Annotated in this window: 25 protein-coding genes and 1 pseudogene; 13 read left to right on the top strand and 13 right to left on the bottom strand. The window is 62.3% G+C overall.

Annotation, left to right across the window (positions count from 1 at the left end; genetic code table 11):
• Nucleotides 1-17: 17 nt before the first annotated feature.
• The 4 genes from LB532_RS27515 (at nt 18) to LB532_RS30285 (ending at nt 3,603) form a co-directional block, all read left to right on the top strand.
• Nucleotides 18-710, top strand: coding sequence for an amino acid ABC transporter permease (locus tag LB532_RS27515; protein WP_140641875.1), 693 nt, complete (start codon nt 18-20; stop codon nt 708-710).
• A gap of 460 nt (nt 711-1,170) precedes the next feature.
• Entirely contained in the window at nt 1,171-1,467 is a 297-nt protein-coding gene (locus tag LB532_RS27510) for a hypothetical protein (protein ID WP_140641873.1), read from the top strand.
• Nucleotides 1,468-1,701: 234 nt separating this feature from the next.
• Nucleotides 1,702-2,901 (top strand): D-alanyl-D-alanine carboxypeptidase, encoded by a 1,200-nt coding sequence (locus LB532_RS27505; RefSeq protein WP_224557481.1) that lies wholly within the window; start codon nt 1,702-1,704, stop codon nt 2,899-2,901.
• Nucleotides 2,902-3,228: 327 nt separating this feature from the next.
• A complete protein-coding gene (locus LB532_RS30285) occupies nt 3,229-3,603 on the top strand; it encodes an SH3 domain-containing protein (RefSeq protein WP_281407144.1) in 375 nt (124 codons plus the stop codon).
• Between the two features lie 262 nt (nt 3,604-3,865).
• On the opposite strand, the gene fdhF is transcribed toward LB532_RS30285, so the two are convergent.
• The 4 genes from fdhF to glp all read right to left on the bottom strand — a co-directional run bounded on the left by fdhF (nt 3,866) and on the right by glp (nt 10,065).
• Nucleotides 3,866-6,658 carry a formate dehydrogenase subunit alpha gene (gene fdhF / locus LB532_RS27495; RefSeq protein ID WP_140641869.1) on the bottom strand — a complete coding sequence of 931 codons (2,793 nt, stop codon included), beginning with the start codon at nt 6,656-6,658 and terminating at the stop codon, nt 3,866-3,868.
• Nucleotides 6,658-8,331: an NAD(P)H-dependent oxidoreductase subunit E gene (locus tag LB532_RS27490; RefSeq protein WP_140641867.1), complete on the bottom strand. Its 1,674-nt coding sequence runs from the start codon at nt 8,329-8,331 to the stop codon at nt 6,658-6,660. The genes fdhF and LB532_RS27490 overlap by 1 nt, the downstream gene beginning before the upstream one ends.
• Before the next feature lie 149 nt (nt 8,332-8,480).
• Nucleotides 8,481-8,732, bottom strand: coding sequence for a sulfurtransferase TusA family protein (locus LB532_RS27485; protein ID WP_224557479.1), 252 nt, complete (start codon nt 8,730-8,732; stop codon nt 8,481-8,483).
• A 76-nt stretch (nt 8,733-8,808) separates the two neighbouring features.
• A complete protein-coding gene (glp, locus tag LB532_RS27480; RefSeq protein ID WP_140641865.1) occupies nt 8,809-10,065 on the bottom strand; it encodes a gephyrin-like molybdotransferase Glp in 1,257 nt (418 codons plus the stop codon).
• Nucleotides 10,066-10,215: 150 nt separating this feature from the next.
• Here glp and LB532_RS27475 point away from each other — a divergent pair, with 150 nt between their 5' ends.
• Together LB532_RS27475 and mobA are read left to right on the top strand one after the other, a co-directional pair.
• A complete protein-coding gene (locus tag LB532_RS27475; protein ID WP_411908904.1) occupies nt 10,216-11,100 on the top strand; it encodes a formate dehydrogenase accessory sulfurtransferase FdhD in 885 nt (294 codons plus the stop codon).
• Nucleotides 11,090-11,722 (top strand): molybdenum cofactor guanylyltransferase MobA, encoded by a 633-nt coding sequence (mobA, locus tag LB532_RS27470; RefSeq protein ID WP_181169444.1) that lies wholly within the window; start codon nt 11,090-11,092, stop codon nt 11,720-11,722. The genes LB532_RS27475 and mobA overlap by 11 nt, the downstream gene beginning before the upstream one ends.
• Here the strand turns inward: mobA and LB532_RS27465 are convergent.
• Genes LB532_RS27465 through LB532_RS27445 form a run of 5 tightly spaced genes read right to left on the bottom strand, consistent with a single transcriptional unit; the run spans nt 11,719 to nt 17,120 of the window.
• Complete coding sequence (locus LB532_RS27465) at nt 11,719-13,668, bottom strand: molybdopterin biosynthesis protein (RefSeq protein ID WP_140641862.1); 1,950 nt, start codon at nt 13,666-13,668, stop codon at nt 11,719-11,721. The genes mobA and LB532_RS27465 overlap by 4 nt on opposite strands.
• Before the next feature lie 14 nt (nt 13,669-13,682).
• On the bottom strand, nt 13,683-14,876 hold the full coding sequence (locus LB532_RS27460) for a molybdopterin-binding protein (RefSeq protein ID WP_318011251.1): 1,194 nt from the start codon (nt 14,874-14,876) through the stop codon (nt 13,683-13,685).
• Nucleotides 14,854-15,666: an extracellular solute-binding protein gene (locus LB532_RS27455; protein ID WP_224557478.1), complete on the bottom strand. Its 813-nt coding sequence runs from the start codon at nt 15,664-15,666 to the stop codon at nt 14,854-14,856. The genes LB532_RS27460 and LB532_RS27455 overlap by 23 nt, the downstream gene beginning before the upstream one ends.
• A gap of 36 nt (nt 15,667-15,702) precedes the next feature.
• Nucleotides 15,703-16,425 carry an ATP-binding cassette domain-containing protein gene (locus tag LB532_RS27450; RefSeq protein ID WP_140641858.1) on the bottom strand — a complete coding sequence of 241 codons (723 nt, stop codon included), beginning with the start codon at nt 16,423-16,425 and terminating at the stop codon, nt 15,703-15,705.
• 2 nt (nt 16,426-16,427) lie between these two features.
• Nucleotides 16,428-17,120: an ABC transporter permease gene (locus LB532_RS27445; protein WP_140641856.1), complete on the bottom strand. Its 693-nt coding sequence runs from the start codon at nt 17,118-17,120 to the stop codon at nt 16,428-16,430.
• Between the two features lie 95 nt (nt 17,121-17,215).
• Here LB532_RS27445 and LB532_RS27440 point away from each other — a divergent pair, with 95 nt between their 5' ends.
• Nucleotides 17,216-18,091 (top strand): helix-turn-helix transcriptional regulator, encoded by an 876-nt coding sequence (locus LB532_RS27440; protein WP_140642102.1) that lies wholly within the window; start codon nt 17,216-17,218, stop codon nt 18,089-18,091.
• A gap of 27 nt (nt 18,092-18,118) precedes the next feature.
• On the opposite strand, the gene LB532_RS27435 is transcribed toward LB532_RS27440, so the two are convergent.
• On the bottom strand, nt 18,119-18,325 hold the full coding sequence (locus LB532_RS27435; RefSeq protein ID WP_140499366.1) for a DUF6494 family protein: 207 nt from the start codon (nt 18,323-18,325) through the stop codon (nt 18,119-18,121).
• Nucleotides 18,326-18,521: 196 nt separating this feature from the next.
• Here LB532_RS27435 and LB532_RS27430 point away from each other — a divergent pair, with 196 nt between their 5' ends.
• Nucleotides 18,522-18,749 (top strand): hypothetical protein, encoded by a 228-nt coding sequence (locus LB532_RS27430; protein WP_181169443.1) that lies wholly within the window; start codon nt 18,522-18,524, stop codon nt 18,747-18,749.
• Nucleotides 18,750-18,773: 24 nt separating this feature from the next.
• On the opposite strand, the gene LB532_RS27425 is transcribed toward LB532_RS27430, so the two are convergent.
• Nucleotides 18,774-19,217, bottom strand: coding sequence for a TOBE domain-containing protein (locus LB532_RS27425; protein ID WP_281407143.1), 444 nt, complete (start codon nt 19,215-19,217; stop codon nt 18,774-18,776).
• A gap of 780 nt (nt 19,218-19,997) precedes the next feature.
• Here LB532_RS27425 and LB532_RS27415 point away from each other — a divergent pair.
• Nucleotides 19,998-21,608 carry an alpha/beta hydrolase gene (locus tag LB532_RS27415; protein ID WP_224557477.1) on the top strand — a complete coding sequence of 537 codons (1,611 nt, stop codon included), beginning with the start codon at nt 19,998-20,000 and terminating at the stop codon, nt 21,606-21,608.
• Between the two features lie 8 nt (nt 21,609-21,616).
• Here LB532_RS27415 and LB532_RS27410 read toward each other — a convergent pair whose 3' ends face one another.
• Both LB532_RS27410 and LB532_RS27405 read right to left on the bottom strand, forming a co-directional pair.
• The gene (locus LB532_RS27410; protein ID WP_411908903.1) at nt 21,617-21,742 is read right to left on the bottom strand and encodes a hypothetical protein; all 126 of its coding nucleotides are present in this window, start codon (nt 21,740-21,742) and stop codon (nt 21,617-21,619) included.
• A 255-nt stretch (nt 21,743-21,997) separates the two neighbouring features.
• Nucleotides 21,998-22,285: pseudogene (locus LB532_RS27405) on the bottom strand (PDZ domain-containing protein); the annotation flags it as partial.
• A 230-nt stretch (nt 22,286-22,515) separates the two neighbouring features.
• Between LB532_RS27405 and LB532_RS30280 the strand changes: the two are divergent.
• From LB532_RS30280 to LB532_RS27385, 4 genes are all read left to right on the top strand, one after another.
• The gene (locus LB532_RS30280; protein WP_140641846.1) at nt 22,516-22,938 is read left to right on the top strand and encodes a BA14K family protein; all 423 of its coding nucleotides are present in this window, start codon (nt 22,516-22,518) and stop codon (nt 22,936-22,938) included.
• Between the two features lie 127 nt (nt 22,939-23,065).
• Nucleotides 23,066-23,488, top strand: coding sequence for a hypothetical protein (locus LB532_RS27395; protein WP_224557475.1), 423 nt, complete (start codon nt 23,066-23,068; stop codon nt 23,486-23,488).
• A 702-nt stretch (nt 23,489-24,190) separates the two neighbouring features.
• Nucleotides 24,191-24,736, top strand: coding sequence for an HdeD family acid-resistance protein (locus LB532_RS27390; protein ID WP_181169442.1), 546 nt, complete (start codon nt 24,191-24,193; stop codon nt 24,734-24,736).
• A gap of 416 nt (nt 24,737-25,152) precedes the next feature.
• Nucleotides 25,153-25,674 (top strand): DUF1269 domain-containing protein, encoded by a 522-nt coding sequence (locus LB532_RS27385; protein WP_140641841.1) that lies wholly within the window; start codon nt 25,153-25,155, stop codon nt 25,672-25,674.
• Nucleotides 25,675-25,706: the final 32 nt, after the last annotated feature.

The following is a 25,706-nucleotide window of genomic DNA, read 5'->3' as shown; positions in this document are numbered from 1 at the left end:
AACAAGGGTATTTGACCATGTTTGAGACCGATATCCTGCTCCAGGACTCGCGGGAAATTCTGGGCGCCGTACCCGTAACGCTTGCAATGGCCCTTACGATCTTCGTCCTCTCGACGATGGTCGGCAGCCTGTTTGCGCTCGTGGAATATAGACGGATTCCCGCACTGCGAGAGCTCGTCATGGCCTACAAGGTCGTCTTTAAGGGCGTTCCGATGGTGATCGTGATCTTCCTCGCCTATTTCGGTCTTCCCCCCGCGCTCCAGTTTCTGTTTTCATTGGTTGGCATAGATTTCAACGCCCACCAAACGCCCAATTGGGTTATCCTTGTCATTGCGGTGACCGGCTGTGTCGCCGCGTTCCAGGCGGAGATTATCAAAGGAGCCCTCAATGCCTTTGACAGCGGTCAGGCAGACGCAGCCTATTCGCTTGGCTATACAAGGGGCCAACTGTTTCGACGGGTGCTATTTCCCCAGGTCGCCCTGACGGCAATTCCCGATCTGACAACCTCGATGATGGTTATCATGAAAGCACTTTCACTCGGATTCGCCATCGAAGTTGTCGATATTTTCGCGCAGTCACAGCTGACCGCCGCGTTGAATTTCTACTATCTCGAAGCCTTCGTAATTGCCGTCGTGATCTACATGGCGATTGCCTATCTCGTCACACAGATCGCCGACAGGCTGGAGCAAGCGCTTAGGGTACGGACGTGAGGATGTAGAATAGAATCTTCTAGCAAGATCGGCTTGTCTTCCGCAGAAGCATCCTGGTAGTCGGCGCCGCAATCGATGCGCGCCTCGAGCCGTGCGGCGTCAAGTTCCGCGAACCGTCACGGCGACCGACCTTACCTGGTGCGGAGCCGCGGATTGGGCGTGCCTTCGTTCCGAAACATCCAACGGGTCGCGATTTTGGTCGACAGCTTGCTGACCAAAGATAAAATGCCGATATCGATATTGGCGGAGTGCAGGCGTGAGAGTTCTTCAGCTATTGGCATTCCTCCGTTCCCAAGGACACGCTGCTGTTTTCGCTATGGACGACCTGGTGCAGGGATGCATGACTTCTCGTCGGGTAGTAGCCAGACCGGAATCCGGAATACGGCGGGTCGTTTTGGTTGCGACCACGTTGCTGGCGGCTCACGTGGCTTTCGTCCAACCTGTGCAAGCAGAAAACCGGATGTGGGTCGCTGGCGAAAATGCCAAGCGGCGCAGTTGTCCATCGATGGAATGCGGCATCGTCGGGATGCTGTTTTATCGCGAGACGGTCATCGTCTACGAGACGGACCACGAATGGTCGCGCATAACCGGCTATTCCAATGCCGGCTGCTACAAAGGAGAGTCCACCTTCGTGGAATCGGGACGCAATGACTGCAGCAAGGAGAACGGCATCTCGAACGGCAAATTCGCCGAATGGGTGAGATCGGATTTCCTGGCTCCGGCAAAGCCACCATACGAGCCCGAGATCGAGGGATAGAGCCGAGACAATTTGCGGCCTCTCGTTAAGAATGCGATAACCAATTGGTAACGGTGCCTGCCTAGCTTCGTGATCCGATGGCCGGATCGCCCGGCCACATTTTACACGGAGCGGCGACGGGCGGGGCGGATGTATCTGGTACTGGAGAAGCTTGTCGCCTTCCCGGCGTCATTGTTGAAATTCGCCTTGAGGATCTCGGTCGTCATCGTGTTTTGCGCCGCCTCTGCTTCCGCCGTGCAGGCCAATTCCAGATTTTCAGCCATTGTCATCGATGCCAAGACAGGCAAGACCCTCTACAGGGATCATGCGGACGCTCCGCGCTATCCAGCGTCTCTCACCAAGATGATGACGCTCTACCTCATCTTCGACGCGCTCGAGAGCGGCAGGATCTCGAAAGGCACGGCGATACCGGTGTCGGCCAGTGCCGCCAACGAGGCCCCCTCCAAGCTCGGACTGAAGCAAGGTCAAACGATCACCGTCGAACAGGTCATATTGGCGCTGGTAACGAAGTCCGCCAACGATGCCGCGACGGCCATTGGCGAGTTCCTCGGCGGATCGGAGGCCGGCTTCGCACGTCTCATGACGCAAAAAGCACGACAGTTAGGAATGACCTCCACCACGTTCAGGAACGCCAACGGACTGCCCGATACAGCCCAGAAGACCACGGCGCGCGACATGGCACGTCTTGGCCTGGCGCTCAGGGATCATCATCCTGGCTATTATTCCTACTTCAACACCCGATCCTTCAAATACAAAGGTCGGCGCTTCGGCAATCACAACCATCTGCTCGGCCGGGTGAAAGGCGTGGATGGGATCAAAACGGGATACACGAATGCCTCGGGCTTCAACCTGGTTTCTTCCGTCGAGGCGCAGGGCCGCAGCATCGTCGCGGTGGTGATGGGCGGACATACGGTCGGGAGCCGAGATGCACGCATGAAGCGTCTCATCAGCCGCTATCTGGCTAAGGCTTCCAACGGTCCGGACCGGTTCAGGATCGATCGTGGCGGAGAAAGCGCATTGGTCGCCTCCGCGGCTTCGAACGCATCGGTGCCCACTCCGACGTGGAAGCCGGCTCAGGTGGCCGATTCCCGAGCCGCTTTCGCCGCTGAGGCGATGGGCGATGGGTCCAGGGAGCAGGCCTTGTCTGCCGATGCCATCGATCTGATCAGCACCGCTTCCACCCACGAAGGTCAATGGATCATCCAGATTGGATCGATGCCAAGCAAGGCCGCAGCTCGTGAAATCCTTTCACTGGCGGCTCGCAAAGCGCCAAAACTGCTTTCGAAAACTTCTGCTTTTACCGAGGCCTTCGAAAAAGGTGGCGATGTGTACTACCGCGCCAGATATGCCGGCTTCGACAACAAGTCGGAAGCGTGGAGCGCTTGCGGGCGGCTGGCGCTCAAAAACATCGATTGCTACGCGCTCACTCGGTAGGTGGGATCGAACGCCCATGCGAACGCTGCAACTCGCCTCTCCCGACGTCCTCTCACCAGGACCATGCGGCAATATCGAAAGATGTCCTCGAGCCCTCTTCGATCCTTCGCATGGGGCTTCGCTGTGAAACGCCGCGGCTGTGCGCCTCGGAGCGACGTCGTCTCGTCGACTTATCAAGACACCGGTTGCGGCTTTTTCGTCACGGGTAGCGTCCTTCGTTGTTGCCTCATCGCTGCACTATGTGTTGCAACTGTCACAAAGGCCGGCCCTCAAGCTGCCGCCAATGGGATTGCCTTGCCCCGCTTCGCGTCGTTGAAGAGTTCTCCTGTGAATATGCGGGTCGGACCGGGCACCCAATATGACGTCGAATGGGTTTATGTCCGGCCGAGGATTCCGCTTGAAATCTACCAGGAATATGGAAACTGGCGGCGCGTGCGAGACTGGCAGGGAACATCCGGCTGGGTCTTCGGTCCGCTTCTTTCGGGGCGAAGGACCGCTGTAACCGCCCCATGGAGCAAGGACAAGATCGCGCTGCGCCGGAAGCCTTCGGTTTCCAGCCTCGTCACCGCCTGGCTGGCGCCGGAAGTAATTGTCGAACTGGTGCGCTGCGACGGGCAATGGTGCAGGGTTGCGGTCAATTCGCTGGCAGGCTTCGTCAGGCAAACCCGCCTTTGGGGCATCTATCCTAACGATACACTCTAACAGCAGCACTCGTCGGAAGGCTGCTGCTGGTCGGCCGGTGATGGCATCTCGCGTCGCCTTCAGCCAAATCAAACCTCGCGAGAAGAACGCCGAGTTGAGGGCGTTCCGCACAACCGTGGCTCACATTTGGCCGGCGACAGAGCCCTCCCACCTGTCGCGAGCCTTTGCGACGGCCTGCCCGACTATTCCGGCGGCCGTCGAGCAATGGACTTCCTCAAGTCAGCCATCGCCCAACACTACCTCCGCGGGCAGCTTCCAAACATCATTCGGCAGCTTCGACCGATCTCGATGCCGGCACGATCCGCGCGGCACAATATTTGAACTCCGGGATCTTACCGTAAGGATCGAGCATAGGATTGGTAAGCATGTTGGCCGGGCTCTCGGCAAAGCAGAACGGCATGAACACCATGCCATCGGCGACCTCTCGATCGGCCCGCAGAATGGCTTCGACGACGCCGCGCCGCGTCTCCACGTTGATCACGTCTCCCTGCGCAAGGCCGCGGCGCTTGATCTCGTAGGGATTCATCGCAGCAATGCCGTAGGGCTCGATCGCGTTGAGCACCCCGGCGCGGCGCGTCATGGCGCCCGTGTGCCAGTGCTCCAGCAGGCGCCCGGTGGTTAGCACCAGAGGATATTCGTCGTCGGGCACCTCGTCGGGAGGCAGGAGGTCGGCGGGCACGATGCGCCCGCGGCCATCCGCGGTCGGGAACCCGGTGGTGAAGACGATCTCGTTGCCAGGAACATCAGGACCATCGGCAGGATAGACGACGGACTCCTCGCGTTCGATGCGCTCCCAGGAAATGTGCTTCAGCGACGGCATTACTTGCGCCATTTCGCCGAAGACGTCCGAAACGTGCCTGTAGTTCCAATCCAGCCCCATGCGTCTGGCAAGCTCGATGATGAGATCGAGGTCCTGCCGCGCCTCGCCCGGCAGGTTGACGGCCGGCCGGCCGATCTGCACCTGCCGATTGGTGTTGGTGTAAGTGCCGAGCTTCTCCGCATGCGCGGAGGCAGGGAGCACAACGTCGGCATGCCATGCTGTTTCGGTCAGGAAGATGTCCTGAACAACCAGATGCTCCAGCTTGGCGAGTGCGGCGCGCGCATGGCTCTGGTCGGGATCGGACATGGCCGGGTTCTCGCCCATGATGTACATGCCCCGGATCTCGCCGTCATGGATCGCGTCGACGATCTCGACGACGGTCAAGCCGCGTTTGGGGTCGAGCGTCTGGCCCCAGAAATTCTCGTACTGGCCGCGGATATCGGCATTCTCCACCGATTTGTAGTCGGGGAAATACATCGGGATGAGGCCCGCGTCCGAAGCGCCCTGGACATTGTTCTGGCCGCGCAGCGGATGCAGGCCTGTGCCGGCGCGCCCGACATGGCCGGTGATCAGCGCCAGCGCGATCAGGCAGCGCGAATTGTCGGTGCCGTGGGTGTGCTGCGAAATGCCCATACCCCAAAAAATCATCGAGCGCTCCGCCTTGGCATAGGTGCGTGCCACCTCGCGCAGCACACCGGCCTCGATGCCGCAGACGGGAGCCATCGCCTCGGGCGAAAAATCCTTCACCTTAGCCCTCAATGCCTCGAAGCCGGAGACATTGGCCTGGATGTACTGCTCGTCATAGAGCCTCTCTTCTATGATGACGTGCAACAGCGCGTTGAGCATCGCCACGTCGCTGCCCGGCTTGAAGCGCAGCGCATAGCTGGCGTGGCGCATCAGTTCCTGGCCGCGCGGATCCATCACGATCAGCTTGGTGCCGCGCTTTGCCGCTTGCTTGAAATAGGTGGCGGCCACTGGATGGTTTGTCGCCGGCCGCGCCCCGATGATGATCACGCATTCGGCCTTCATGGCGTCCATGAAAGGCGCCGAGACCGCGCCAGAGCCAACGCCCTCCATCAAAGCGGCCACGGAAGAGGCGTGGCAGAGCCGGGTGCAGTGGTCGATATTGTTGGTGCCGAAACCCTGCCGGACGAATTTCTGGAAGAGATAGGCCTCCTCGTTCGACCCCTTTGCCGAGCCGAAGCCAGCCAGCGCCTTGCCACCATGCTGGTCGCGGATGCGTTTCAGCCCGCTGGCAGCGCGCTCCAGCGCCTCTTCCCAGCTGGCCTCGCGGAACACTGTCAGCGGGTCGACATTGCGCAAATCAATGTCGCCGGCCTTCGGCGCGTCGTCGCGCCGGATCAGCGGCTTCGTCAGCCGTTCGGGCGACATCACATAGTCGAAGCCAAAGCGGCCCTTGACGCAGAGCCGGTTCTCGTTCGCCGGACCGTTGCGGCCGTCGACCTGGACGATTTTATTGTCCTTGACGGCGACCTGCGTCTGGCAGCCAACGCCGCAAAACGGGCAGACCGTGTCGACGACCTTGTCGAACGCCTGGACGACACGTGTCTTGCCGGTCTCGTCCATCAGCGATTTCTCGTAGAGCGCACCAGTCGGGCAAGCCTGGACGCATTCGCCGCAGGTGACGCAGGTCGACAGGCCCATCGGATCGTGCATATCGAAGACAGGAATCGAGTGATTGCCGCGCTCGGCCATGCCGATCACGTCGTTGACCTGCACCTCGCGGCAGGCGCGCACGCAAGCGCCGCAGGTGATGCAGGCGTCGAGATTGACGGCAATGGCCGGATTGGTGATGTCGAATTCTGGCGCTAGCCCCTCCTCGGTGAACTTGGAACGGTATCGGCTGCCCGAAATCCCCATCGAACCGGCCCATTGCCAGAATGCCGACTGGTTGTCTGGACCGTCGCTCGCCGGTCGCATGTTGCTTGCGAGGAGCTCGAATACCATCTCGCGTGATTTGCGGGCGCGTTCGGTGTCGGTTTTCACGACCATGCCGGCGGAAGGCTGGCGAACGCAGGAGGCAGCCAGCACGCGCTCGCCTTCGATGTCGACCATGCAGGCGCGGCAATTGCCGTCGGGGCGATAGCCCGGCATGTCGACATGGCACAGATGCGGAATCTTTGTGCCCTGGCGCTTGGCGATATCCCAGATGGTCTCGCCAGGGGCGGCGCTCACGGTTTGCCCATCGAGGGTGAATACCACGCTCTCGGCCATCAAAGGTCACTCCGGAAATGCGTCAGCAGATGATTGATCGGATTGGGCGCCGCCTGGCCCAGGCCGCAGATCGACGAATCGCGCATCACCGCTTCGAGGTCGCGAATCTTGTCTTCCGGCATCTGGCCCTGCTCCTGCAAGATGGCCACCAACTTTTCGGTTCCCTCGCGACAAGGCGTGCACTTCCCGCAGCTCTCATGCTTGAAGAATTTCATGAGGTTGAGCGTGACCTGCTTTATATTGTCGGCCCGCGAGAACACGACTATAGCATGGGAGCCGACGAAGGCGCCCTGCTTGGCCAGATCGCCGCCGAAATCGAGCGGAATGTCCCCCAGTGCCGCTGGCAGGATGCCGCCTGAGGCGCCGCCCGGCAAATAGGCCTTGAACTCATGACCGTCCGCCATGCCGCCGCAATAGTCGTCGATCAATTCGCGTACCGTGACGCCGGCCGGCGCCAGCTTGACGCCGGGATTTTTCACCCGGCCGGATACGGACCATGAGCGGATGCCGGGGTGGCCGGGCCTGCCCTGCGCAGCGAACCATTGCGCGCCCTTTTCGACGATGTCGCGGATCCACCAGAGCGTCTCGACATTATGGTTGAGGGTCGGCCGTCCAAACAGGCCGACCTCGGCGATGTAGGGGGGGCGGTGGCGCGGCATGCCGCGCTTGCCCTCGATGCTTTCCAGCATCGCACTCTCCTCGCCGCAGATATACGCGCCGGCGCCGCGGCGGAGCTCGATGAAGCCCGGCTTGACGATGCCGGTGGCCTCGAGTGCGGCGATCTCCTGACGAAGAATGGCGAGCACCGCAGGGTATTCGTCACGCATGTAAAGATAGATCCGTTCCGCCTCGACGGCGTGCGCCGCGATCAATGCACCCTCAAAGGCACGGTGCGGATCTCGCTCGAGATAGATGCGGTCCTTGAAGGTGCCGGGCTCACCCTCGTCGCCATTGATCGACATCAGACGCGGGCCTGGATAGGAGCGCACGAACTGCCACTTCTTGCCGGCGGGAAAACCCGCACCGCCCAGACCCCTCAAGCCCGCATCGCCCAGGGTGGCGATGAGCTCGTCCGTGGTCAGCGCCCCAATCCGTACCCGCTGCAAAAGCTGGTAGCCGCCCGCCTGCCGATACGCCTCAAGCCCGACATAATCGGGCACGCTCACACCGGTATCCGCTGACGCGGCCATGCGCCTCAGGCCCTCGGCGGTTGCCTGGTCGACCTCGCGATCACCGATACGCGCGGCAGGCGCGCCAGCGCAACGGCCCATGCAGGGCGCGCGCATGACCCTGATCGCCGCTGGATCGGCGCCCGCTTGCAATTCGGCCAGGAGGGTGTCGGCGCCTGCCAGCATGCAACTCACTGAATCGCACACGCGGATTGTCAACGGCGCAGGCGGCGTCTCGCCTTCCTTCACAACGTCGAAATGGTCGTAGAAGGTCGCCACCTCGTAGACCTCGGCCTGCGACAAGCGCATATCTTGCGCCAGCGCCCGCAAATGCCGCGCCGACAGGCAGCCATATCGGTCCTGGATCAGATGAAGGAATTCGATCAGCAAGTCGCGCCGTCGCTGGCGCGCGCCCAGGAGCGCCTGGATCTCGGCGAGCGCGGCGTCTTCCAACGGCCTGCCCTTTGGTCCGCGATCACGCGGCCGTCGTTCCTGGATCGTCATGTGCTCACCTCCCCGAGTGAAACGCCCTTACCTCTTAACGATATCCCGCGGGCCAGGATGTCGACTATGAGGCACGACATGTCCCCTGCACGACCAGCGCAAGCATTGCCTCGCAAATCTTGGGGCCGCCGCCGATGGGGTGCAACTCGTCACATCGTCGCGGGCTGCGTCTTTTCGATCATGAACACGATGCGATCGCCGTCGCGTTCCGTCGCTTCAAGTCGCTCGCCCATCTCGTTGAGCAGATTGGGGATATCGATGACCGCCAGCGGGTCCGTGCAGTGAACCTCGAGCCGCTCGCCCGGCTTCAAGGCTTTCAGCGCCTTACGAGTCTTAAGTGCTGGTAAAGGGCACTTAAGCCCGGTCAGATCCAACTTCGTCGTGGTTATCATGATCGGCATGATGCCCGACGGGGCCTGACCCCGTCAATCGAGCCCGGGTTGCGGCTCTCGTTTCGAGGACGTGATCCGACGGCTCTCACATAAGACTGGAATAGGGGAGGAACTGGACCGTGTGACCTGGGTCGACACGGACTATCTCCTCTCCCAACTCGACGAGACCATCGGTCGCGACCAGGGATGACAACAGTCCTGCGCCTTCCCTGGGAAACTTCGTCGCTTCGTAGCATCCATCCGCGGCCGCGCGTACGCTTGCTCGCACATACTCGCGCCGTCCCTGCTTTTTGCTATAGGAAAAGGCGGCCCGCATAGCGATCGGGGTCGGCGGTTGCTGGAGGGCTCCCGCAAGGGCGAGGATTGCCGGGCGGGCAATATGCGCGAAGGTGACGAAGCTCGCCACCGGATTGCCAGGAAGTCCGATCAGCGGGGTTCCATCGATCACCCCCATGGCGACCGGCCGGCCCGGCTTGATCGCGACGCGCCAGAACACCAGGGTTCCGGCACTCTCGACGGCGGCCTTCACGCAATCTGCCTCGCCTGTCGACACACCGCCCGAAGTCAGGATCAGGTCATGGCTCAATGCCGCTTCGCTCAGCTTTTCAGCGATCAGGCTACTGTTATCCACGAGGATACCGAGATCGGTGATGTCGCAGCAGAGTCGAGCGAGCATCGCCGTCAGCATGAAACGGTTGGAGTCGAAAAGCTGCGCCGGTCCACGCATGTCTCCCGGCGCGACGATTTCGTCCCCGGTCGAGAACACTGCGACGCGTATCTTGCGCCTGACCTGAAGTTCGGTGAACCCCAATGCGGCGGCGAGCGCGATATCTTGCGGCCGCATCCGGTGGCCCGCCGGGAGGACGGCCTCGCCCAATGCGACATCTTCACCCGCAGGGCGTACATTGGCACCCTTTTGCAGGCCGGGCGGGAGAAGGATCCTGCCGGAGCCGTCGATGCTCACGTCTTCCTGCATGAACACCGTGTCGACCCCGTCGGGCATTGGAGCACCAGTGAAGATGCGTACCGTCTGGCCCGGCGGCACAGGTTCATTCGCCGCCATGCCGGCCTGAACCCTCCCGGCAACGGCGAACGCCGTCTCGACAGTCTGCGGCAGGTCTACCCCTCGCACGGCGTAGCCGTCGACCGCGGAATTGGTGAAGGGCGGCAGCGGCAGCGATGCTACCATCTTTTTTGCCAGGACGCGCCCATCCGCCAGCAAGAGCGGGACCCTCTCGACCTCCTGTACGGCGCTGAGTTTCGAGGCGATCAGCGCGGCAGTCTCGTCGATGGGCCGCATCTGTCCGCCGAAAGCGAAGCAGTCATCCGAAATTTGCGCCATTCATATTCCCACTCTACGAGCGTGTCGGCTTCTTCGTAATCGCATCAATCCGGCTTTTTTTAATCAGCTTCGGTTGAACAGCCTGTAAGATACGGCAAGCTAGCGCAGGCGCGAGCCAGAATACGACGTCAGGAGACTGCCATGCATTTGATGCTACGCCAACCGGAACACGCCATCATCACACCCGATCCGCAAGACCAACGGCTGACGGAGCTGGTTGCGGGCATCGACCATACAGGCGCGACGGTAGAGGTCCGCGTTCCGATCGAACGTGCCCTGACGCTCTATCTCAACGCTCAGGAGATCGTCACGATGATGACGGTCAACGACTACCCTGAATATCTTGCGCTCGGCTATCTGCTGAACCAGAACATGCTTCTGCCCACCGATGTGGTGACGGACGTCGAGTATGACGAGGACCTCCAGGTCGTGGTCGTTCGCACCGAGCGCAACACCGACTACGAGCAGAAGCTCAGAAAGCGAACGCAGACCTCGGGTTGCGCCCAAGGCACCGCCTTCGGCGACGTGCTGGAGGCGATCGAGGACATCACGCTCCCGCCCGCTGAGCTTCGCACCTCCTGGCTCTACGAGCTGACGCACAAAATCAACACCACGCCGTCGCTCTATCTGGAAGCAGGCGCCATCCATGGCTGCGTCCTTTGCAGGGAGGGCACGCCAATCTGCTATATGGAAGACGTCGGCCGCCATAACGCTGTCGACAAGATCGCCGGCTGGATGTACCGCCACGCCATCGATCCGGGGGACAAGATCATCTACACGACCGGGAGGCTGACCTCAGAGATGACGATCAAGACGGTTCGGATGGGCATTCCCATCCTGGTTTCGCGCTCCGGCTTCACCGCCTGGGGCGTGGCGCTGGCCCGCCAAGTGGGGCTGACGCTGGTCGGCCGGGCGCGCGGCAAGCGCTTCACCGCACTTTCGGGCCAGGAGCGGATCGTCTTCGACCAGGATATCGCTTCGGTCGATGAGGAAGCGCCGCGCAACCGCCGCAAGGGTGCCGAGCATGACGACTGAGCGGCCCATGACGCTGGGCGTCGTGCTCGCCGGCGGTCTGGGTCGGCGCATGGGCGGCGGGGACAAGCCGACGCGCGTGATCGGCGGACGCACGATGCTCGAGCATGTCATCGAACGGCTAGGACCGCAATGCGACGGGCTCGTTCTTAATGCCAATGGCGACCCCGTTCGCTTCGCCCGTTTTGGCCTGCCCGTCGTCGCCGACACGATCGAGGGTTATCCGGGGCCGCTCGCCGGCATGCTCGCCGCGCTCGATTGGACGGCGGACAACAGGCCCGACGTCGAGTGGGTGGTCAGCGCCGCCGGTGATTGTCCTTTCCTGCCGCGCGACCTCGTTGCACGCCTCCAGCGGGCGCGCATGACCGAGGGGGCGGATTTGGCGGTGGCGTCATCCGGCGGTCAGGCGCATCCGGTCATCGGGCTCTGGAAAGTCGCCCTGCGGGACGAATTGCGGCATGCGTTGACCAACGAGGGCCTGCGCAAGATCGACCGGTGGACCACCCGCTACGGCCTTGCCACCGTATCCTGGCCGGCAGAGCCGGTGGACCCGTTCTTCAACGCCAACACGGTCGACGACCTCGCCGAAGCCGAGCGGCTGGCCGCGTTGCTCGCCGCTAGCTAACCCGGCCGGCTGAACCCCGCGCGCTCCAGCGCCGAATGCACCTCGTCGGCCTGGAGGACTTCGAGGAACGCGTGCACCGCGGGCCGATCCTTTCGCGCGCAAACCAGCGCGAAGTCGTAGTGCTCTTCGGTCAACGGGATAAGACCGAGCCCGGCCGCACGCGCGACCGGCGCGATGGTGACGCCCCAGTCGGCGCGCTTCTGCGCTACCGCCGCGGCCACGGCATTGTGTGTGCGCGGCTGGTTCCAGTAGCCGTCCGGGCGTTCCGCGCCGAGCAGTTGGTCGATCAGGATACGCGTTCCCGAGCCTTGGTTGCGGTTGACCATCATGCAATCGGGATCGGCGAGCGCGGCACGGACCGCGTCCTCCGCGCCGAGGCCCTCGAAGCGCCCGTCCCCTCGGCGGAACACCAAACCTTGCATGCGCCGCCAGCCTGGCACCAGTTCGAGTCCGTCACCGAGGAAGGGCGCGTTGTAGTTCCGCGTCTTCGGGTCGAAGAGATGAATGGGAGCGAGATCGCACTCGCCGCGCTTGGCCGCCGCAAGACCGCCCAGGCTTCCCACAGAAAGCGAGCGCACCGAAATCCCCCGACGCGAAAGTTCGCCAACGACCAGATCGAGGCCGACGCAATGACTGCCGATGACAACGAGATCGGGAACGCGGACCCGCGGCGTGAACAGCGTCACCGGCACGTCTACACCGGCAGGCACGTGATCGGCCAGTGCCTCGATGCGGATGAAGCCGTCCGCCTGGGTAAAGGATGTTATCGCTCCCGAGCCCTTACCAGTCGGATAGGCCGTCAATCCTCCCTGCCCTTGCACAAGGGAGACCATCGCGAATTCGGTCCGTCCGAGTTCGGAATGAACCCGCAACGGAAGGCTTGCGGTGACCTGAGCATCGACGCGCGGCGGCAGCCCCGCCATGCGCCGCAGGGCGGGTACCACCATGTCATGGAAGGTGAACATGGCCGAGGTCGGAAATCCCGGCAGGACGATGACCGGCTTGCCCCCGCACACCGCCAGGCAAAGCGGCTTTCCGGGCTTCAGCGCCACGCCGTGGGCGATGATGCCGGGCTTGCCCAGTCGGCCGATAATGCGATGCGTGACATCCCCTGCCCCTTTGGACGTGCCGCCCGACACGATCATTACGTCGTGGGCGGCGAGCGCCTCGCGCATAGCCGTCTCAAGCGTTGCCTCGTCGTCTGGAAAAGCGCCGAGAAAATGCGCTTCGCCGCCATTTTCAGTGACCGCCGCAGCGATGATCGGTCCGTTGGCATCATAAATGCCGGCCGCCCGCAGCGGCTCGCCCGGCTGAACGAGTTCATCGCCAGTGGAGAGCACGGCCACGCGTGGCCTGCGCGCCACGGCCACTTGTGCGATTCCGCACGCGGCGAGCATGCCGATTTCGCGCGAGCCGATTTGCGTTCCGGTGCGCAGCACGACCTCTCCTCGCGCCATGTCAGATCCCGCATTGGAGACAAACTGGCCGGGCGAGATGCCGCGCCCCACCTCGATGGCACTCAACCCCACCGGATGGGTATGCTCCACCATGATGATCGCGTCCGCGCCACGTGGCAGCGGCCCGCCGGTTGCGATGGGCGTGGCGGTTCCGGTCAGAACGGGGAGTTGCGGAACCGTGCCGCAGGCAATCGCTTCCGCATTCAGTTCAAGCCGAACGGGACGGGTTTCAGAAGCAGCAGCCAGGTCGGCCGCACGTACTGCGAAGCCGTCGACATTGGAGCGGTCGAAGGGCGGCACGTCGACCGGCGCCGCCACGTCTTCGGCAAGAACCAGCCCGAGCGCGTCGGCCAGCGTCCGCGTCTCGGTCGGTAACGGGCGGGGAAACAGCGCTGCCTCGAAGCCCGCCAGCGCAGCTTCGCGCGACAATATCGTCAGGAACTGCTCCTGCCCGCTATTCTGCTGGGCCGATGATGGAGAATTCGTCATAGCGGCTCACTCGATCAAAAGTTGCGGAGCGGAAAGGCGGAGATGGGCGTGCCGAAGGCATACCCCTCGCTATCGCCCGGGACCGCAAGCCAGGCGTCGGCAAGCCGCATGGCGTCCAGCGAAAAGTCGCCGACGGCGAGCGGCGTCCACATATCCCGTTCCTTCCCGAGCAGAACGAGCTCGTAGAGTCCGACCGCGGATGAGATTTTCCGCGACAGCGGCAAGATGATGCCGGGCCGTTCAAATCTGCCCGACAGGCGGTCCAGGACTGGCTGGACAAGCGCAAGGAACCCGGCGAAAGCTTGGTGCGGCGATCCGGCCAATGCGACCACCGGTGTTTTGCCGAGCCGGCCTATCGCCGTTGTCCCCCCGGGCCTTAAGGCAATGCCGTGCCCAATCAACACCCCGCGCCGCGCCAGAGCCTCGGCGGTCACGTCGGCGTGGCCGTCGCCAGTACCGCCGATCAGGAGCAGAAAATCGCATGCCTCGCCATCAAGAGCGGCAATGATCGATGCCGCGTCGCGCTCTACGGTATCTATACCGGCAATCGAAACGCCCGAGGCACTCAGGCTCTCGACCACGAGCCGCATGGAGAATGTCTCGTGACTGTCGGCAGCGACATCGATTGCGCGCACGCGCGGGCTCCGTATGGCAAGCTGGCTCAGTCCCACTTTGCGGGCGACCAGCAGGTCGGCGAAGCCGATCGCCTTTCCCTCAAGCATTGGCGGGCGGGCCGCCGCCATATCCTCGCCCGCCCGGCGCACACCCTGACCGGGCACGGCTTCAGCTGCTGCTTGGATCATCGGTCCACTGCAATCGACGAGGCCGGCCTGCAGCACACAGTCGCGATTTTCAGGCATGACCTCACCCGTCTCGACCCAGGTCGGCGCGACCGGCAAAACTAAGGGCGAATAGGCTGATGCCCCCACAAGGTCGAGGGCGCGACACGCCCAGCCGTCGATGGCAGCGATGTCTCGCGCAGGCTGAGCTGGCACGACAGCCGGCATCCCGGCAGCGACATAGCCCAAGGCTTGTTCAAGCGGCACCAAGCGCGGGGTGACGGGCATCACACCATCGAGCAGCGCATCGAGCGCCGCTTCCAGGGGAGTCAGCGGGCCCTTCGAAGAAAACATTCTCGTCATGGCGCGATATTGAAGCAGACGCGAGCCCGTTTGCAACCCAGCTTCAAGAACGCTCGCGCTGCGCATTCGGGAAGAAGAGCTGCTGGCCGTCGATCTTGTATTCTCCGATCGCCTTCTGGCCCTCCGGAGAAACCAGCCAATCGATGAAGCGCTGGCCGGCCTCCACTTTGACGCTTGGATGCTTGCGAGGATTCACCAGCATCACGCCATACTGGTTGAAGAGCCGCTTGTCGCCCTCGAGGGCAATGTCCAACTCGCCACGATTCTTGAACGACAGCCAGGTGCCACGATCGGAAAGCGTATAGGCGTTCATGGCCGCCGCGGCGTTGAGCGCCGCCCCCATGCCCTGCCCGATCTCCTTGTACCACGGGCCCTTGGCTGCCTCGATGTCGATGCCAGCCGTCTTCCACAGACCCAATTCGGCCGAATGGGTGCCGGACCTGTCACCGCGCGACACGAAGGCCGCTTTCTTGGCTTCGATGGCGATCAGCGCGGCTGCGATGTCCTTGGTCCCGCTAACGCCCGCCGGGTCGCTTTTGGGGCCCACGAGGACGAAGTCGTTGTACATCACGTCGAAGCGCTTCACCCCGAAGCCTTCCTCGATGAACTTCTCCTCCTGCGCCTTGGCATGGACGAAGACCACGTCGGCATCGCCGCGCCGACCGGTGTCGAGCGCCTGACCGGTGCCCTGAGCGACAACCTTCACGCTGATGCCGGTTTTCTTCTCGAACAGCGGCAGGATGTAATCAAACAGGCCAGAATCCTGGGTCGAGGTCGTCGACGCCACGACGATCGACTGGTCCTGGGCAGGCGCGCCGCCCGCTAGCATCAGAAGCACCACAAACGCAGAGAACATTCGGCGGGTCAGCATCTCAATCTCGGTCCAAGTTGATCAAAGCACGAGCTCGCCGCGCACGAAGGCAGCGGCTTGCGGGGTCGCGGGGCGGTCAAGGAAGTCGTCGGCGTCGGCATGCTCGCAAACGCGCCCCCGGAGCAGAAAGACGACGTCTCCCGCGATCCTGCGTACCTGGCCGAGGTGATGCGACGCCATGATGATCTTCGTGCCCGATTGGGCAGCCGTGATGATGATCTGCTCGACAAAACGCGTCGCCGCCGGATCGAGGCTGGCTGTCGGCTCGTCGAGCAGCAGGATTTCGGGCTGGCGTGCCAGGGCGCGCGCGAGGGCCAGCCGCTGCTGCTCGCCACCGGAGAGATGCCGTGCCGGACGTGCCGCGAGATCGAGAAGACCGACGCGCTCGAGCAGTTCCTCCGCGCGCGGGGCCCGGAGCCGGCGCGGACAGCCGGCTTGAGCCAGTGCATAGACGACATTCGCGGCCGCCGAGCGGCGCAGCATCACTGGCTTCTGGAACAGGATCGCGCGCCGTGTCGGCGGGGAAAGCATTCGTCCCCCCCAAGTCAGGGTTCCAGCAGAAGGAGCAACAAGCCCCATGCAGAGTCGCAGCAGGGAGGTTTTGCCCGACCCGTTCGGGCCGACAACCAGAGTCGGCGCGCGCGGCCCGATCGTCAGGTTCACCCGGTCCAGGATGGTCGTCGCACCGGCGACCAGCGACACGTCATCGAAGACAAGTGGAAGATCGCTCTGAGCAGCCCGCATCCCTAGCCGGCCCGTTGCTCGGACCAAACCCGCACGCCCCAAGCGGTGGCGTTGATCAGCAGGATGAGGAAAATCAGCATCAGGCCGAGTCCCATGGCGAGCGGCAGGTTTCCCTTCGAGGTTTCAAGTGCGATTGCCGTCGTCATGGTGCGGGTGAAGCCATCAATGTTGCCGCCGACGATCATCACGGTGCCGACCTCGGCCGCCGCCCTGCCGAAGCCCGCGAGCAGAGCCGTGACGAGGCTGAAGCGGCCGTCCCACAAAAGCGTGGCGACCAGGCCCGCCGGCCCGACCTGCATCGCAGTCAGTTCCTCACGATACTCGCGCCACAGATCCTCGACAGTCTGGCGAGTCAGCGCGGCAATGATGGGCAGCACCAATAGCGCCTGCGCGATGACCATGGCGGCGGGTGTGAACAAGAGGCCGAACTCGCCAAGCGGCCCGGATCTCGATAGCAGCAGGTAGACCGTCAGCCCGACCACCACCGGCGGCAGGCCCATGAAACCGTTCAGCAGCACGACGATCGCCGAACGACCGGGAAAGCGTGCCAGCGCGATAATTGCGCCCAGCGGCAGGCCTGCGACCATGGCGATCGCGACAGCCGAAAGGCTCACGGCGAGCGACAGGCGCACGATGGCAAACAGCGTGGCGTCGCCGCCCGCGATCAGTTGCCATGCACCCAGCCCTTCCGACATTGCTCCTCGCAGTCCTGTCCAGCGTCAATGTCCTGCAACTCCTCCGTCAGAGTCAAATCCTTGAACCTATTCAGGAATATGCATATCAATGCAGGATGGATTTGCTAACGACGTCCGAAGCCGCCGATTATCTGCGCATTGGCGAGCGCAAGCTTTATGACCTAATCGCGGAGGAGCGTATCCCGTGCAGCAAGGTGGCGGGCAAGTGGCTGTTTCCGCGGCATGAACTCGACCGCTGGGTCATGTCGGGGTTGGTCCGGCCCGCAGGAATGACCCAATCCGAGCCGCCGCCGATCGTCGGCGGCAGCCAGGACGACCTGCTCGAATGGGCTTTGCGCCAATCAGGCTCCGGCCTGGCCTTTCTGACGGAAGGCACGGAAGCCGGCGTGACACGCCTGCTGCGCGGCGAGGTGTCTGCCGCCGCGATCCATTTCCACAGCCGCGACCCGGACCCGAATGTCGCCGCAATTGCGACCAGGCCGCGGCTTTACGATGCGGTTCTGGTCGGATTCGCCCGCCGCGAGCAAGGCCTGCTGCTCGCGCCAGGCAATCCAAAATCGCTCAACAACCTGACCGGCGTACTTGCGACCGGCGCACGCATCGCGGTTCGTCAACGCGGCGCAGGCGCGGACATGCTGCTCACGCAATTGCTGGCGGACTCCGGCGCGAAACAAGACGACGTCAATCGGTTGGAGCCTCCCTGCCTGACCGGACCCGATCTCGCGGCTGCCGTGCGCGTTGGTAGGGCCGATTGCGGAATTGCCACGCGCGCGGCCGCACGCGCCGCTGGCCTCGATTTCGTTCCATTGGCCTGGGAAAGCTTCGATCTCCTGATGCGGCAGCGGACCTACTTCCAACAACCGATCCAGGCGCTCCTGCGTTTGCTAGGGCAGGAAATCTTCGCCAGCCGCGCCGCCGAGCTTGCCGGATACGATCCATCGCCGGCCGGGCAGATACGGTTCTTCAAATAGCAGCCGACCCCGATCAAGCCGCAGCTCTCATCCCAGATCGATTTCGCCCTCGACGACATGGCGCAGGCCTGCCGGCTCCGAGGTGATGACGGCCCTCACGGTCAGTCGGCCCTGTCCTTTCAGGCCCTTCTCCGCCACGGCTTTCTCGATTGCCTGCTGCGAAGTCACGCCGACCTGCTTGAGGAACTTGCGCATGGAGACGTTGAAGGGATCGGTTTCCATATTCTGGGTCATATGATTGCCTCGAACGGTGTGAGCGATTGGCCGGTCCGGCAAGCTTGGTGCCCGCAACGGCGGCGCTGCGCCAACGGAGCACGGAATGCCCCGGGGTGCAATGAGGACGACGTTCGCACCATGTCTGACGGCCGTTGGTCCGTTCCTCTGCGGCATAGAAGCGCGTGGTGCCGAGCTCCGCGGTCATGGCGGAGCGGTGCGGGCGATTGCCGTGACGGCCGATGGGCAAACAGCGATCACCGGTGGTTTCGACGCCAAGACGATCATCTGGTCGATCAGGACCGGCCAAGCGAGGGAGGTGCTGCTGTTCCACGATAGCCAGTCGGCGCCGTCCGCAAGGCCGTTTCGCGGGCACGGCCAGACGGCCCTCTCTGGCGGAAAAACCAGGCAGCAAGTGGCAACTGACGAAGAGCATGATGGATAGCCGTTTTTCGCCCGTCAGCGCGCCCTAAGCAATCCTGGTGCCGCTATGAGCATCGAACAAATGCACCTTGGATATCATGATCTCCAACCCAACCTCTTGATCAAGTTTGAAGGGCGGCTGATCCCGCACCTCGGCCACGAGGTCGACTCCACCTGCACTTAATGTAAGCTCCTGGGCCTCACCGGTCGGCTCGACCACTTGCACCCTCGCCTGAGAGTGGTTGCCGCCAACCGAAATGTGCTGCGGACGAATCCCGTAAACTACCCCATTCCTGTCGCCCATCCGAGAATCCGCCGGCAAGGGTAAGCGCAAGCCCTGATCGGCGACGAATGCGCCGTTGTCGATGCGGCCCTCGATCAGGTTCATTTCCGGCGAGCCGATAAAGCTTGCGACGAACAGATTAGCTGGATTCTCGTAGAGCTCGGAAGGGCTGCCGATCTGTTCGATCCGGCCTTTGTTCAACACCACGATGCGGTCGGCACCCTGGACGTATTCGAGGGACCGATCTCAAATCGGAAGCTGCGCGACATCCTTGGGTTCCGGCAAGAGTATGACTGGCGCACACAGCCTGCGGATTCTTGACTGGTGGCGGAGAAGGCTGCGGTAGATGGGGATGTTCCTGAGGCCAAGGTTGGCGCAGAGACCAGATTTTCCTGAACTCAAGCAGCGCGCCGGGTAAACGTAGCACTCGGTTCACGAATATTGCCGGCGCTGCCGTGCCACACGGCTTCAGGGCCTTTGGCCGGGCTGGTCCAACGTCTGCTCTCTAGCTCACGCAGTTTGGAGCTAAACGGCGGGTTGGAGGCGCAAAGCTGCCATCCGCAGACGATGCGTCGGCGAGTGTCTAGACCATCGCATTGGCGAACCGCTTCGTAGCCTAATGGCGGATAACAACAATGGTAGGCCCGGAGGGCGACGTTTTCTACTGGACGTCAACACGTTAGCGGACGGTCGGCAACCCGTTTCCTTCATATTCTCTGGTATGGTCTGGCGAACCTAAGGACCGGGGCGAGCACTAGTTTTTAATACGCGTGGTATCTCTGTCTTATCGCGCAAAGGGTTCGATGCATGTTGACCCATGGCATGGGCCTGACGGTTTAGGGGGCCAATAGCGGACGGCGACTCCGAAGGTAAAAACCATAGGCCAACTTTATCCTGCGGTCCAAATCGAGGCGTAACACCCAAGTGACAACTACTCGTTTCCTTAGTATCTGGCGATCGCTCTCCGGTGTCGGGATGGCCCTCGGCATGCTGTTCTTCGCGGCCGCCCTGACGCCGACGCTCGTTCCCCGCACCGACCTGACGCAAGGCGTACTGGCGGGCGCGTGCTTCGCCATCGGCTACAGCCTTGGCGTCGCCTTGCGGTGGCTATGGAAATATCTCGAGATTCCGGAACTGCCGCCACGGCCGCGTTTGCTGTCCAAGGCGATCATCCTGGTCCCGTGCCTGGCCCTTGCCCTTGTGGCACTGTGGCGATCCGGCGCGTGGCAGAACTCCATCCGCGCGGTGATGGGCATGCCGGCTGTCGATGGCGCTCATCCCGTCAATGTCTGCGCCCTGGCCATTTGCACCTTCATCGTCGTGCTCGCGCTGGCGCGCCTTGTCGCTTGGCTGGTGCGCGCCATCGCCGGGGCACTGAGACGCTACATACCCCGGCGCCTGGCGAATGTCGCCGGCGCCGCTGTCGCCGTGCTGCTCATCTGGTTGCTGGTGAGCGACGTTGCGATCCGCGCGATCTTCGGCGCGCTCGACTCCTCGTTCGCCAAGTTCGACGCACTCATGGAACCGGAGCGCCAGCAGCCTAGCGAAGCCTCCAGGACCGGAAGCCCCGCCTCGCTGGTCAGGTGGGACGAGCTCGGCCGCGCCGGCCGCGAGTTCATCGCGGACGGTCCCGCCGCCGCCGAGATAGGGACCTTCACCGGCCGGCCGGCGCAACAGCCGGTTCGGGTCTATGTCGGACTGGGAGCGGCAAACAGTGCGCAAGCCCGCGCGAAACTCGCGCTGGAGGAGCTGAAGCGGGCGGGCGGCTTCAGCAAATCCACGCTTGTGGTCATCACGCCGACCGGCACCGGATGGATCGATCCGGCCTCGATGGATGCGCTCGAATATCTATGCCGAGGCGATGTCGCCAGCGTCGCCGCGCAATATTCCTATCTGAGCAGTCCGCTGTCGCTGCTGGCGCAGCCGGAATACGGCGCCGAGACGGCCCGCGCGCTGTTCCTCGAAATCTACGGCTACTGGACGACCCTGCCGAAGCAGTCGCGGCCGAGGCTTTACCTACACGGACTCAGCCTTGGCGCCATGAACTCCGAAAGATCGGCCGGGCTGTTCGAGATATTCAGCGACCCGATCAGCGGCGCACTCTGGAGCGGCCCGCCCTTCGAAAGCCGCATCTGGCGCTCGGTCAGTGATACGCGCAACAATGGCTCGCCGCAGTGGCTGCCAATCTTCCGCGACAGCAGCTTGGTCCGGTTCATGAACCAGAACGGCCCGGCGGTGGCGCCGGACACGCTCTGGGGGCCGCTGAGGATCGTCTACCTGCAATATGCCAGCGACCCGATCGTGTTCTTCGACTATCGCGACGCCTACCGGCAGCCGGATTGGATGAAGGCGCCGCGCGGGCCGGACGTCTCGCCGCAATTGAGCTGGTACCCGGTGGTGACCATGCTGCAGCTCGGTCTCGATATGGCCGTGGCGACAACCACGCCGATCGGCTACGGCCATGTCTACGCGCCGCAGGACTATGTGGAAGCCTGGAGCGCGGTGTTGGGCGTGAAGGACTGGTCGCGACAGGACCTCGCCGCCCTCAAAACCCATCTTGCCACCAAAGTTGCAGCACAGGCCGACAGAGGCGGCTAGCTGAGGCTTCAGGGCACGGCCGAAATCAGCAGGAACATAGCGAATATGCCAAGATGGACCACTCCCTGAAGTCTCGTCGTGCGGCCCGTGCCGAGCGTGAGCGTGCTGACGAACACGGTGAGCAGAAGAATCACCGCGAGCCCCGACATCCGTTTAGGCTCACGATGCAGTCGATTTGCCACTGACGTAAATGGCGGAAACGGCAGCGGGCGTAGGGAGCCCGCTGCCGCCAGGAGCGAGGCACGACGACTGATTGACGTGCGAGGCTCCTTGTTCCCGCAGCGGCTTGGCGACAGACATCGCCGCGGGAAATTGCTGGATGTTCCACGGCTATCGCGGCGGCAGCATTTGGGGCGGGCGCCTCGAAACAGGCTCCAGACCGCCTTCTGTCAGGCCTTGCCCACGGGCAGCGCGACGAACCGGCTCGAGTCGTCGCGGGTGATCTGCATCAGTACGGCCTTGCGGCCGGCCTTGGCTGCATCGGCAATGGCCTTGGAGACGTCATCAGTGGTGTTCACCTTGGCAGAACTGACGGCGGTGATGACATCGCCCGGCTGGATGCCACGATCGGCCGCATCGCTGTTGGGATCCACATCGGTGACGACCAGGCCGTTGCCATCGTCTGACTTGGCGATGGTCAGGCCAAGATCGGCCAATGCGTCGGCCTTGGCAGGCGCCGGCATTCAAGGAACATTGGTGGCGCCCGTCGCGACAGGCGTCCTCGGCGGAAAGACATACTGTTCGACTGGTCTCATTCCTTCCGGAAGCAAGAAATAAACGCTCGATCCACGTTTGGGATTTACAGCATATTCCAAGAAAACGAGGTGCTGGCCTAGAGTTACCTGGATTTGATCTTATCCGCAGCGGCGGGGCGTACGGCGGGAGATGAAGTTTACGGGAGAAGCATATGAAGCGCATCATCGTCGCCGCGATCATCGCAAGCTTGGCAGCCCCCACCTGGGCAATGCCCGTCGGAGCGCTAAGGCCGTCGGTTGCCGATACGGTCACGAACATTGACCTAAGGAGGCCTTCCCGCCATCGACCGGGACATGGAGTACGGCCACCGCACCACAGGCGACCCCATTATCGGCCCTCCCGTCCGCCACGCCATCACCGGCATTCGAGGAACAATAATGGCGCCGTCGCCGCGGGCCTCATTGGCGGAATGCTGCTCGGCGGAATGGCGGTTTCGGCTGCCCGCCAGCACAATCACAGCGCTTGGAATAACCATGTGAACTGGTGCTCACAGCGCTACCGCTCTTTTCGGGTCTCGGACAACAGCTGGCAGCCGTATAATGGTCCACGCCGACAGTGCATATCGCCCTTCTAAGCGTCCTCTGGACTCCTTGGTCTGACGAGCCCACGGGATTTGCTGCAACGGCTGAATTCAAGCTTGCACGAGAGTGCAGGCCGCCCTGGCAGAGGCCGGCAAAGCCACTGGCGTGAGCTAGCCGGAAATGTCCCGCCCCTTCGAAGCGCATTTCCCGAAGGCGCTTGCCGATCAGTTGATACAGCTTCTCTGTTTGATCCACGCCGATGCACCAGTTGGGAGGACTATTGTGCAAAAAAATCTATCGGTCGCGGCAATTGGCGCGGTGATGATTGTGAGCTTCACTTATTCCGCGTTCGCCACGTCGATCGGGGTAGGCAATCCCTATCCCGTCAGCAACTACAAGTGCGAGGACGGCACGCGTCTGGCAGTGCGTCTTCTGGGGGATCGCGCTTCTGTATCCGTCAACGACGCGGCCGAGGTCGACCTGCCCTCCAAAGGACCGGAAGGAACGACGTACTCGAACGGTCAGTGGACGCTGACCATCGTACAGGGACGCCTGTCGTGGGGCGTTGGTCGAGCTGTGCCGTCTTTATGCGTCGGCGGATGAGCGTCTCACCTCCGGAAAACTGACGAAGATTATTCAGTTCGGTCGCGCACTTCATCAGCTTTCGAGATCTCCCACACCCGTCGGCTCCTCGTGCATTTCAGTGTTTCTGAACGCCTGCTGCCTCGGCGCGGCCGGTCACAAGAACAATGCCACCCGCGGCGATCTCTGTCCGTCAAACCAACGGTTAATCGCAAGACATACACCTTCGCAATAAAACCGAAAACAGAGGCGCTCAGCCAAAAGTGCTAAATGCAAAGAATCCAAAAAATAGGCATTGTGTCTCCAAATATCCAAGCCACCATGCAGAATTATTGACAACGTGTTCGCATGCGCGTGATGTCGGCTTAATTCACCAAAGAGGACGAAAGATATGCGGAGATATGCACTAGCTGCCCTGTTAAGTGCCGCACTCGGCTTTGGTATTCCTCTTGCCGCTGTGTCCCCAGCGGGAGCTGTGACCGTAAATATAAATATCGGATCAAACCTTAATAACGGCCGCGCGATTACTTGCGTCCAAGGCCAGCGATTGATTCAGAGCAGAGGCTTCAGGGACGTGCGTCGCGTGGACTGCCGGGGACGCAATTTTGTTTATCACGCGCGTCGTATTGGCGGCAGCACTTTCGAGATAGTCCTGAATGCCCGTACTGGCCGCGTGGTGGATTTCCATCGCATTCGTAGATGACTCCGGGAGGAGGTACGGGAATGGCACAGTTGTCGGAGGCTCAGCAACCGAGACGGTCTGCATGGGCGAACTCGGCGATCGGAATCGTCTTTATTCTCGCCGGCGTCTTCGTGTTGGGCGATCTGGCGCTGGCCACGACCATCAGCGCGCTTGTCCTGGGCATTGCGATCGTATTCGCCGGTTTTGTCGAGATCGTCCTCGCCATCTGGACCGGTGGGTGGCGTGGTTTTCTCTGGCAGACGATGCTCGGCATCCTCTACGTCGTTTTTGGCTGCCTGCTCATCAGCTTGCCGGTGCTGGGATCTATCATCCTCACCTGGGTGCTCGGTGTCGTGCTCGTGATATCCGGGTTCGGAAGAATGTCTTTGAGCCTGCGCTATCTGTCCACCGACCGATGGATGATGCTTGTTTCCGGCCTGTTCGGTCTCGCGGCTGGCTTCTTGATACTCATCGGATGGCCATCGACCGGGGTTTGGGTGATTGGGGCGTTCGTGGGTATCGACCTGGTCCTCCACGGCCTGGGCTGGCTCGTTACAGGCTTGCGGCCAACGGATACGACCCGATGATCCAACCATTTCACCGTGACCGTTACCCACTTGCGGCATTGGCTCCTGTCCTGCCGCGACGGTTCTCAAGAGCGGCAAGCTTTTTGCGTGGGGTTTCATTTTGTCCTGGACCCGTCGCGAACGGCCTATCGATCCGCACGATGCCGCATGACCGGGATCAGCCACCCCTCGAGACCAGCAGCGCGGCCTCTCTGACCACATAGGAGAAGTTCGGGCGGCCCGGACGAGAATTCGTCGCGACGAAGCCGAGCGCAACGGACGAAGCGGCCGACGACCAATGTCGAGACCGCAGGTTTGCCAGTCGGACAGGCAAGCAAAATGAGACGTGCTGCACACTATTCGGATTTCCGGCTCAATCTTTCACCTTCTAGGATGTGTATTACAGCCCTTGAAAAGTCTTAGCCTAGGAGGGCCCCATGTCCGATCTGATCGTCATCGTCTATCCAAACGAGGCCAAGGCTGAAGAGGTACGTCAACGGCTCATAGGACTTCAAAAGGAATACGTTATTAAACTTGGCGACGCGGTTATTGCTACCAAGACCGAGGCGGGCGCGATAAAGCTCAATCAACTTGTGAATATGACGGCGGCAGGCGCCGTATCCGGTAGCTTCTGGGGCTTGCTTATCGGTGTTCTCTTCCTGAATCCGCTGATCGGACTTGCGGTCGGCGCCACCTCCGGAGCCCTTGGCGGCGCTTTGACGGACGTGGGTATCAACGATGCGTTCATGCGCGATCTGTCAGCCAGCATCCAGCCTGGGGACGCTGCCCTATTCGTGCTCGCGCACGAGATGACAGCGGACAAGGTGCTTAAGGAGATCCAGGCCTTTGGCGGTGTGGTGCTTAAGACGTCGCTGGATGAGACGAAGGAGCAGGTTCTGCGCGATGCGCTTCAACGCGCTTCTGCGACGGCCGGCCAAGGCGCGGCCGCGACCGCCTGACCACGGTCGCGGAGCCGGAACTCTGCTGGTCG

The sequence above is a fragment of the Mesorhizobium sp. ESP-6-2 genome (genome assembly GCF_020164675.1).
Classification (GTDB): domain Bacteria; phylum Pseudomonadota; class Alphaproteobacteria; order Rhizobiales; family Rhizobiaceae; genus Mesorhizobium.
Note: the sequence above shows the minus strand (reverse complement) of the source record. Positions and strands in the feature narration are given on the sequence as shown.

Coding starts and splice junctions, on each gene's coding strand:
- LB532_RS27515 (WP_140641875.1), top strand. CDS start 18: ATGTTTGAGACCGATATCCTGCTCCAGGACTCGCGGGAAATTCTGGGC.
- LB532_RS27510 (WP_140641873.1), top strand. CDS start 1,171: ATGTGGGTCGCTGGCGAAAATGCCAAGCGGCGCAGTTGTCCATCGATG.
- fdhF (WP_140641869.1), bottom strand. CDS start 6,658: ATGGCCGAGAGCGTGGTATTCACCCTCGATGGGCAAACCGTGAGCGCC.
- LB532_RS27490 (WP_140641867.1), bottom strand. CDS start 8,331: ATGACGATCCAGGAACGACGGCCGCGTGATCGCGGACCAAAGGGCAGG.
- LB532_RS27485 (WP_224557479.1), bottom strand. CDS start 8,732: ATGCCGATCATGATAACCACGACGAAGTTGGATCTGACCGGGCTTAAG.
- glp (WP_140641865.1), bottom strand. CDS start 10,065: ATGGCGCAAATTTCGGATGACTGCTTCGCTTTCGGCGGACAGATGCGG.
- LB532_RS27475 (WP_411908904.1), top strand. CDS start 10,216: ATGCTACGCCAACCGGAACACGCCATCATCACACCCGATCCGCAAGAC.
- mobA (WP_181169444.1), top strand. CDS start 11,090: ATGACGACTGAGCGGCCCATGACGCTGGGCGTCGTGCTCGCCGGCGGT.
- LB532_RS27465 (WP_140641862.1), bottom strand. CDS start 13,668: ATGACGAATTCTCCATCATCGGCCCAGCAGAATAGCGGGCAGGAGCAG.
- LB532_RS27460 (WP_318011251.1), bottom strand. CDS start 14,876: ATGCGCAGCGCGAGCGTTCTTGAAGCTGGGTTGCAAACGGGCTCGCGT.
- LB532_RS27455 (WP_224557478.1), bottom strand. CDS start 15,666: ATGTTCTCTGCGTTTGTGGTGCTTCTGATGCTAGCGGGCGGCGCGCCT.
- LB532_RS27450 (WP_140641858.1), bottom strand. CDS start 16,425: ATGCGGGCTGCTCAGAGCGATCTTCCACTTGTCTTCGATGACGTGTCG.
- LB532_RS27445 (WP_140641856.1), bottom strand. CDS start 17,120: ATGTCGGAAGGGCTGGGTGCATGGCAACTGATCGCGGGCGGCGACGCC.
- LB532_RS27440 (WP_140642102.1), top strand. CDS start 17,216: ATGGATTTGCTAACGACGTCCGAAGCCGCCGATTATCTGCGCATTGGC.
- LB532_RS27435 (WP_140499366.1), bottom strand. CDS start 18,325: ATGACCCAGAATATGGAAACCGATCCCTTCAACGTCTCCATGCGCAAG.
- LB532_RS27415 (WP_224557477.1), top strand. CDS start 19,998: ATGCTGTTCTTCGCGGCCGCCCTGACGCCGACGCTCGTTCCCCGCACC.
- LB532_RS30280 (WP_140641846.1), top strand. CDS start 22,516: ATGAAGCGCATCATCGTCGCCGCGATCATCGCAAGCTTGGCAGCCCCC.
- LB532_RS27395 (WP_224557475.1), top strand. CDS start 23,066: ATGTCCCGCCCCTTCGAAGCGCATTTCCCGAAGGCGCTTGCCGATCAG.
- LB532_RS27390 (WP_181169442.1), top strand. CDS start 24,191: ATGGCACAGTTGTCGGAGGCTCAGCAACCGAGACGGTCTGCATGGGCG.
- LB532_RS27385 (WP_140641841.1), top strand. CDS start 25,153: ATGTCCGATCTGATCGTCATCGTCTATCCAAACGAGGCCAAGGCTGAA.